The following is a 5,455-nucleotide window of genomic DNA, read 5'->3' as shown; positions in this document are numbered from 1 at the left end:
CTCTCGCCTGTCTCTTCGACCGCATGACAGGTGGCACACAGCGTCTGCGCGATTGTCTCGCCCTTGCCGATCAGTTCGGCGCGCTCACTTGTCACCGGCATCGCCTCGCCGGCGTCCGTGGCCGTCTCCTTCGGCGGCACTTCGCTCGTCTCCTGCACATTGTTGCAGCCTGCCGCCAGCAAAACCGTGGCAAGGACAGGCGCGATCCAGATCTGTTTCATTCCTGTGGCTCCTCTCTTCTGTGTGTGTAACGGAGTCTGCGCCCTGAAGCGGCCTCTTGTCCATGGGGCGACCAAAAACGCACCGGCATTAACGCAGATTTGACCTGCAGGTCCTTTTTTATGCTAGTCACGCCGCATGAGACTACGCCTGAGACAGCTTGTCATAGCTGCAGAAACCGCCGAGGCCGCCGATCAGTTGAAGGCGGTTCTCAATCTTGGAAAACCCTACGCAGATCCCGGCGTCGCTGAGTTCGGTCTGGAGAATGCCGTCTTCGCCATTGGCGAACAGTTTCTTGAAGTCATCTGGCCTGTAAAGGACGATGCGCCGGTGCAGCGCTTCCTGAAGCGCAATGGCGGGCCGGGCGGCTATATGGTGATCTTCGAGACGGACGATATAGACGCCGCCCGCAAGCGCCTGGACGGCGCCGGCATTCGCCGCGTCTGGAATATCGATCTCGATGATATCTCCGCCAGTCACATCCATCCGGCCGATGTCGGCGCCGCTATCATCTCCATCGATGAGACACGGCCCTGGGGCAGCTGGCGCTGGGGCGGGCCGAACTGGCAGAAGCATGCGATCGAGGGCGAGCTAACGGGGTCCATCCTGGAAAGTCCTGATCCGAATACGCTTGCCTCGCGCTGGGCCGCCGCTCTCGGCGTACCGGCCGTCACGCATCCGGACATCACGCGGATCACATTGGAAGACAACGAGGCGCTGAACTTTCAGCGCGGCGATACGGTCAAACTCGAAGGCTTCTGCATCACGGTCCGCAATGCGATGAAAGCGCTTGAACGGGCCGACAAGCTTGGCCTTGAGAGCACGGGCGACGGCGTCATTGTTGGCGGTGTTCGGCTCGTCCTGAATAACGACTGACGAAACCGTCTCTGGCACTTGCCCCTTATTCCTGCCTATAGTTTCGCCACCGGAACATCTTCCGATTGCAGGCAAAGGAGTGCGCAATGGACTGGTTCAATGAGTTGTTCGATCTCGCAGCTGTGGCCTCTGGCGCAGGTCTCGCAGGCGGCGGCGGGGCGGCCATGCTCGCCTGGACGATCAAGGGCGCAATCATGCGCTTCATCGTGCGCACGCTGATCACGGCCGTGCTGACAGGGGTTGGCTTCTACTTTCTGCTTGGCTTTCTCGGCTTCCAGATCGTCCCGTCTGATGAAGTCGCCGCAACGAGCCCTTCGAGCCGCATTGCCCTGGACGAGACGAGCGACACGTTCAGCCCGCAAAGCACTCGGCCCGAACTTGCCGGCGCGCCCGACAAAGAGGCTGAAGGGGAAAAGCGCATCATTGTGAAGTCGCCGTTCAGGCGGGGTGGCTGAGCAGCCAGGGCGCGCTAGCGAAACTCGACTTCCAGATGGGTCCGCGTGCGTGTCAGCACGCGGCAGGCGACCCGCAGGTCTTCCGACCGGATCACCAGCCTGAACTCATCGGGGACGTTGGACGTCGTGACCAGATCCAGGCCTGCCCCTTCCTGGCCGAGCGATCGGACCGTGCAGTCAATCGAAGCGTGCGAGCCGGTGAAGGTAATCTGCCCGGCCTTGAGGACACGGCGGCGGACAATCCGCTCGACCCGATCGGTTTCGCCCCAGTTTATGCAGCGGTTGCGGCCGGTCTGTTTGGCTTCATACATCGCTGAATCGGCCCGGCTGAGCAGGGTTGGAAGGTCGTACTGGCGGTCTCGCTGCGTCGCGATACCGAAGCTTGCAGTCACGCCAATCGTCGTGCCAGCGAAGTCGAACCGCAACGCCCCGATGGCGACGCGCAGCTTCTCGGCGACAAGGATGGCGCCCTCCTCGTCAGTCTCAGGCAGGAGAATGCCAAATTCCTCGCCGCCAAGCCGGCCGAAAATATCGCTCTGCCTCAAATGAGCTCTGCAGGCTTTCGAAATGGCCTTGAGGACCTTGTCGCCTGCGGCATGCCCATGAGTGTCGTTGATCGATTTGAAGTGGTCGACATCGAAACAGATGATGTGAAGATGATGCCGATGGCGCGCGCTGAGCTGCGCCACGCGGGTGGCCTCGCTCTCGAAAGCGCGCCGTGTCAGCAGGCCCGTCAGGCCATCATTGGCCGCAAGCTGGCGCAGCTCATAGAAATCGGTGACCACACGGCTGATATCGTCGAGCGCCTGTATCTGCCCTGGCGCAAGCGTCAGCTCTCTGGAATCGAGGGCCGACAGCGTGCCGACAATCTGGTTATCGACCGACAGGATCGGCACGCCCGCATAGAATTGCACATCGCTGTAAATGTCCTCGGAATCGAGCCCCGAGGAGACTTTGAGCCATCTTTGCTGGCCGTCCGTCACCGATATTGTGGCCGACTCCACGCCGAGCATGTTGCGCAGAAGCGCGACGATATTCTCGTAGAACTCGTCAGCCGGCGCATAGGGCTGCGCCGTCCCGCCAGGCGGAGGTGGGGGCGGTGACGCGTTTTTCCCGGGCAGATTGGAATCAGACGACATTGCTGGCCTTCGATGAAATCATGGTTTGTTCAAAATCTACTCTGAGTAGGCAGGATTGCGAGATTCGCCGCCGCGAACCATGCTCACCTGGCAGCGGAGACTGCATAGAAAACCACTGATCATTCCGGTTCAAGTTCGATCGTGCCTTCCGGGGTAACATCAAGGGCATACCTGTCGAGCGCGACTTCGAGCGTGAGAAAACCATAAACGCCCCAGACAGCCGCCGTGAACACCATGACAAGAAGGACAGCGCGAAAGAATTCGGTGGCCGGCGGTTCCTTTGAAAACGTCCACCAGATAATCGACAGCATGGCAGAGGCGAGCAGGATGGCGGCAACCACATCGCTCGGCCAGTGCGCGCCGAGATAGACCCGTGAAGCGCCAATCGAGACGATCAGAGCGGTCAGCCCCGCGAGGGCAACCGCGCGCCCTGCGCCACTGAAGGCGCGCGCGGCCAGCATGGCAAGCGCGCCATAGATGACCATCGAATTGGTCATATGGCCGGACGGGAAGCTGAAGCTCTCTACACCAGTATAGAGATCGGCGACGGGCCGCTCGCGCCCGACGAGCAGCTTGATCGCCTTGACGATAAAGGGGGTCGACAGGAACACGGCAGCGCAGCCCGCCGCAGGCCACCAGGCCGCACGCAAGGCCAGCGCCAGAACGATACCGACGCCAATCAGCGTCAGCGCCGTGCCATCGCCAAGCAGGGTGACCAGAACCACGATCCAGTCATTCGCCGCGTTGCGCGAGGCCATGACGCCGTCAATGGCAAGCTGGTCAAAGCCGGAGACGGCCTCCGTATTGAGGACGAGAAGCGCCAGTCCTGCGAGCAGGGCAAGAAAAATGGCTGAAGTCAGGAAGGCGCGGCGGGCAGACATAGAAGACGTCATCATACTGACAGTTCTAGAACGACTGCACCGCGCATCCAGTCAGGGCGCCTAGCTGCGGGCAAATTTCTTGAATTTGAGCTTCTTCGGCTCGACAGCATCCGGGCCGAGGCGGCGCTTCTTGTCTTCCAGATAGGATGAGAAATCGCCCTCAAACCATTCGACATGGCTATCGCCTTCGAAGGCGAGGATATGCGTCGCCATACGGTCAAGGAACCAGCGATCGTGCGAGATCACCACGACGGAGCCAGGAAAGCCATCAAGGCCTTCTTCGAGCGCCTGAAGGGTTTCGACGTCGAGATCGTTGGTCGGCTCATCGAGGAGGAGACAGTTTGACCCCTGACGAAGCATTTTGGCGAGGTGGACGCGGTTGCGCTCACCGCCCGACAGGAGGCCGACTTTCTTCTGCTGGTCAGACCCCTTGAAGTTGAACGCGCCGGTATAGGCACGCGAGCTGACTTCGACGCCGCCCAGATTGATGACGTCGAGCCCGTCCGAAATCTCTTCCCAGACATTTTTCTTGTCGTCGAGCTTGTCACGGCTCTGGTCGACATAGCCGAGCTTTACGGTGTCGCCGACACGGATCGAGCCGGAGTCCGGCTCCTCCAGCCCAAGGATCATCTTGAACAGCGTCGATTTACCCGCGCCGTTCGGACCGATCACCCCAACAATGCCGCCTGGCGGCAGATTGAAGGACAGATCGTCGATCAGAAGGTTGTTGCCAAACGCCTTGCGAAGGTCTTCTGCCTCGATAACGATATTGCCAAGGCGGGGGCCCGGTGGAATGCGGATCTGGGCATGCGAGACGGTCTCGCGTTCTGCCTCGGCGGCGCGCTCTTCATAGGACTGGATACGCGCTTTGGATTTGGTCTGGCGAGCTTTCGCGCCGGCGCGAACCCATTCGAGTTCTTTTGCCAGCGTGCGCTTCTTGCCAGCATCTTCGCGCGCTTCCTGCTCCATCCGCTTGGCCTTCTGCTCGACCCAGTCGGAATAGTTGCCCTTGTAGGGGATGCCGCGGCCGCGATCGAGTTCGAGGATCCAGTCAGTGATCTCGTCGAGAAAATAGCGGTCGTGAGTCACGAGGATGACGCAGCCCGGGAAGTTGATAAGATAATTTTGCAGCCAGGCCACTGTCTCGGCGTCGAGATGGTTTGTCGGTTCGTCCATCAGGATCATGTCAGGCTTGGACAGAAGCAGCTGGCAGATCGCCACACGGCGGATTTCACCGCCCGAGAGTTTCTCGACGTTCGCATCCCCTTCCGGGCAGCCGAGCGCGACCATGGCCATGTCGATCTTGGAATCGATGTCCCATGCGTCAGCGCTGTCGACCTGCTCCTGCAGGGCGGTCATCTCTTCCATCAGCTCGTCGGTATACTCCTCGCCGAGCTTCATCGAGATCTCGTTGAACTGATCGACCAGGAGCTTTTCGGGGCACTGGCTCGCAATATTCTCGAACACGGTCATCGACGGGTCAAGTTTCGGTTCCTGCGGCAGGTAGCCGACCTTCGTGCCCGGCGCGGCATTTGCTTCGCCGTTAAACTCCTTGTCCTCACCGGCCATGATGCGCAGCAAGGTGGACTTACCCGACCCGTTGACGCCGACGACACCGATCTTGGCGTCGGGCAGGAAGGACAGGTGGATGTTCTCGAAGACTTTCTTGCCGCCTGGATAGGCCTTTGTAAGACCCTGCATGTTGAACACGTATTGCGGACCGGCCATGGACTGACGCTCGCTTGTCTGGGGGATGGATTGATTGTCTGGCGGTGTAGACGCCAGAGGGCCGGTAGATCAAGGCAGAAGGTGAGAAGCGGGCCCGGGCAAACTCGCGGCATGAAAACCCTACAAAACTGTAATACGCTTATTGGGTGCATTGGCC

5 protein-coding genes and 1 pseudogene are annotated in these 5,455 nt (G+C 60.2%); 2 read left to right on the top strand and 4 right to left on the bottom strand.

Annotated features, from left to right (window positions below):
- A pseudogene (locus WA989_RS08055) lies at positions 1 to 221 on the bottom strand (hypothetical protein); the annotation flags it as partial.
- A gap of 136 nt (positions 222 to 357) precedes the next feature.
- On the opposite strand from WA989_RS08055, the gene WA989_RS08050 reads away from it, so the two are divergent.
- Complete coding sequence (locus WA989_RS08050) at positions 358 to 1,095, top strand: VOC family protein (RefSeq protein WP_424339987.1); 738 nt, start codon at positions 358 to 360, stop codon at positions 1,093 to 1,095.
- Between the two features lie 86 nt (positions 1,096 to 1,181).
- A complete protein-coding gene (locus tag WA989_RS08045) occupies positions 1,182 to 1,550 on the top strand; it encodes a hypothetical protein (protein ID WP_424339986.1) in 369 nt (122 codons plus the stop codon).
- Positions 1,551 to 1,564: 14 nt separating this feature from the next.
- On the opposite strand, the gene WA989_RS08040 is transcribed toward WA989_RS08045, so the two are convergent.
- The 3 genes from WA989_RS08040 to ettA all read right to left on the bottom strand — a co-directional run bounded on the left by WA989_RS08040 (position 1,565) and on the right by ettA (position 5,298).
- Complete coding sequence (locus WA989_RS08040) at positions 1,565 to 2,689, bottom strand: GGDEF domain-containing protein (protein WP_424339985.1); 1,125 nt, start codon at positions 2,687 to 2,689, stop codon at positions 1,565 to 1,567.
- Between the two features lie 119 nt (positions 2,690 to 2,808).
- Entirely contained in the window at positions 2,809 to 3,585 is a 777-nt protein-coding gene (locus WA989_RS08035; protein WP_424339984.1) for a phosphatase PAP2 family protein, read from the bottom strand.
- A gap of 45 nt (positions 3,586 to 3,630) precedes the next feature.
- Positions 3,631 to 5,298 carry an energy-dependent translational throttle protein EttA gene (ettA, locus tag WA989_RS08030; RefSeq protein ID WP_424339983.1) on the bottom strand — a complete coding sequence of 556 codons (1,668 nt, stop codon included), beginning with the start codon at positions 5,296 to 5,298 and terminating at the stop codon, positions 3,631 to 3,633.
- Positions 5,299 to 5,455: the final 157 nt, after the last annotated feature.

Origin of the sequence: Henriciella sp., from assembly GCF_049649345.1 — a bacterium.
GTDB lineage: Bacteria > Pseudomonadota > Alphaproteobacteria > Caulobacterales > Hyphomonadaceae > Henriciella.
The sequence above is the reverse complement of the archived record's forward strand: the minus strand, read 5'-3'. Positions and strand labels throughout refer to the sequence as shown.

What these genes read in the sequence shown, in the direction of transcription:
- WA989_RS08050 (WP_424339987.1), top strand. Translation starts at nt 358, where the DNA reads ATGAGACTACGCCTGAGACAGCTTGTCATAGCTGCAGAAACCGCCGAG.
- WA989_RS08045 (WP_424339986.1), top strand. Translation starts at nt 1,182, where the DNA reads ATGGACTGGTTCAATGAGTTGTTCGATCTCGCAGCTGTGGCCTCTGGC.
- WA989_RS08040 (WP_424339985.1), bottom strand. Translation starts at nt 2,689, where the DNA reads ATGTCGTCTGATTCCAATCTGCCCGGGAAAAACGCGTCACCGCCCCCA.
- WA989_RS08035 (WP_424339984.1), bottom strand. Translation starts at nt 3,585, where the DNA reads ATGATGACGTCTTCTATGTCTGCCCGCCGCGCCTTCCTGACTTCAGCC.
- ettA (WP_424339983.1), bottom strand. Translation starts at nt 5,298, where the DNA reads ATGGCCGGTCCGCAATACGTGTTCAACATGCAGGGTCTTACAAAGGCC.